Origin of the sequence: Saccharothrix hoggarensis (genome assembly GCF_042678885.1) — a bacterium.
GTDB classification, from domain to species: domain Bacteria; phylum Actinomycetota; class Actinomycetes; order Mycobacteriales; family Pseudonocardiaceae; genus Actinosynnema; species Actinosynnema hoggarensis.
Genome location: NZ_JBHTLK010000437.1, coordinates 1 through 2242 on the forward strand (window position 1 = coordinate 1; position 2242 = coordinate 2242).

Sequence of the window (2242 nt, forward strand, 5' to 3'; positions counted from 1 at the left end):
GCCGGCCGAGCACGCGTCGCGCGCGCTGCTGGACCTCCTCCGCCAGATCGGCGACGTGCCCGCGGTGGTGACCGGGCGGCGCGGCGACGTGCTGGCGTGGAACCGCATGGGGCACGCCCTGTTCGCGGGCCACCTCGACCCGACCTCGCCGCGGCGGCCCGCGGACCGCCCGAACACCGCCCGGCTGGTCTTCCTCGACGCGCACGTGCGCGAGCTGTACGCCGACTGGCCCGCGAAGGCCCGGTCGGTGGTGGAGCACCTGCGGCTGGTCGCGGGCCGCCACCCGGACGACCCGCTGCTCGCGGGGCTGATCGGCGAGCTGACCATGCGCAGCCCCGAGTTCGCCCGGCTGTGGCTGGACCACCGCGTGCGGGCGTGCGGCACGGCCACCTACGACGTGCGCCACCCGCTGGTCGGCACGCTCACCGTCACCCAGCAGACGTTCGCCGCCGAGGACCAGTCCCTCGTGCTCGCCACCACGGAGGCCGACTCGTCGTCGGAGGCCGCGATGCTGCTGCTGGCCTCATCCGTGCACGTCGCGGTAGGTGGCGGCGGCGCCGGGGTGCAGCGGCAGGCCCGCGGTGCCGATGAGGCTGCGCACGTCGAGGAACTGGGTGCCGAGGGTCTGCGCCGGCACCAGCGCGGCGGCGCGTGACACCAGCGTCCGCGTGATCGCGGCGGCCACGGCGTCCGGCAGCGACGCCCGGCACACCAGCAGGTTCGCCACCCCGATCGTGGGCACCTCGCGGGTCGCGCCGTAGACGCCGACCGGCACCGGCACCTGCTCGTACACCGAGCCGTGCGCCGCGCGCAGCCCCGGCACCAGGTCGGCCAGCGGCAGCAGGCGGATGCCGGACAGCTCGGCCAGCTTGGGCGTCGGCACGCCGCCGGACCACAGCAGCGCGTCGATGCGGCGCTCCGCCAACGCCCGCACGGCGTCGCCGAGCTTCAGGTGCTCGACCCGCACCGACGTGCGCAGGTCGAGGGCGACGAGCATCCGCTCACCGGACAGCGACGCGCCGGAGCCCGCCGCGCCCAGCGACACCGTGCGCCCGGCCAGGTCGGCGGCCGACCGCGCCGGGTCGTCCTCCCGCACCACCAGCTGGAGGTAGTTCTCGTAGACCCGGCCCAGCGCCCGCAGCTCCAGCCCCGGGTCGGCGACGCGGGCCGAGTCCGCCAGCGCGAGCGCCACCTGCGCCTGACCGGCGGCGAGCAGCCCCAGGTTCGCCAGGCTGCCCTCGGTCTCCAGCACCCGTCCCCGCAGGTCGATGAGCTGGTCCGCGAGCAGGGACGCGAAGTCGAAGTACATGCCGCCGCGCTCGCCCGCGGCGATGGTCAGCTCGCCCGCCGGCACGCCCGACGCGCACCCGGTGGCGAGCAGCCCGAGGAGGAACACCCGGCGGTTCACAGCGCCGGCTCCAGCGGCAGGGTGACGCGCGCGGTGAAGCCGTCCGCCGACGACAGGCTCAGGGCGCCGTGGCGGGCCCGGACGAGCTGGTCCGCGATCGCCAGGCCGAGACCGGTGCCCGGCTTGCCCGACCGCCCCCGCCAGAACCGGGACGTGGCCAGCGCCAGCTCCTCGGCGGTCAGGCCGGGGCCGTCGTCGTGCACCTCCACCCACCCGACGCCCGCCGCGCGGTCCGCGCCGAGCGACACCCGCACCTCGCCGCCGTACTTCACCGCGTTGTCCAGCAGCACGTCGAGCACCTGCGCCAGGTCCGACTCCGGGCAGCGCACCAGCACCGCGAGCGGCGGCGTCCCCGGCAGCGGCACCTGCCAGAACCCGGCCCGGTCCACCGCCACCGCGCCGACGTCGGTCAGCTCCGGCTCGCGCCCGCCCGCCGCGACCTCGGTCGCCGCGCTCTCCGCCGACGCCAGCGCCAGCAGGCCGTCCAACAGCGATTCGAGCCGTTCGATCTCGGCGACGCCCGCCGTGTACGCCCGCACGCCCTCGGGCTTGACCTGCCCGCTCAACGTGTCCATGCGCAGCCGCAACGCCGCCATCGGGTTGCGCAGCTGGTGCGACGCGTCCGCGATCAGCCGCCGCTGCTGGTCGGCGGCCTCCGTGACGGCGTCCGACATGCGGTTGAACAGCTCGGACAGCTCGCGCACCTCCGGCGGGCCGCTGCTCCCCGTCACGTGCGCCCGCCGTTCGCCCGCGGCCACCGCGCGGACCCCCGCCGCGAGCGCCGCCAGCGGCTTCAGCAGCCACCGCGTGACCGCCAGGACCAGCAGGAACGAC

2 protein-coding genes and 1 pseudogene are annotated in these 2242 nt (G+C 76.5%); 1 reads left to right on the top strand and 2 read right to left on the bottom strand.

The features are described from left to right. Positions 1 to 67: 67 nt before the first annotated feature. Positions 68 to 454, top strand: a pseudogene (locus ACFQ3T_RS36050) (MmyB family transcriptional regulator); the annotation flags it as partial. A 69-nt stretch (positions 455 to 523) separates the two neighbouring features. Here the strand turns inward: ACFQ3T_RS36050 and ACFQ3T_RS36055 are convergent. Next, positions 524 to 1408 (bottom strand): TAXI family TRAP transporter solute-binding subunit, encoded by an 885-nt coding sequence (locus tag ACFQ3T_RS36055; RefSeq protein ID WP_380730561.1) that lies wholly within the window; start codon positions 1406 to 1408, stop codon positions 524 to 526. After that, on the bottom strand, positions 1405 to 2242 hold an 838-nt coding region (locus ACFQ3T_RS36060; RefSeq protein ID WP_380730563.1), incomplete at its 5' end, for a sensor histidine kinase. The genes ACFQ3T_RS36060 and ACFQ3T_RS36055, both read right to left, overlap by 4 nt.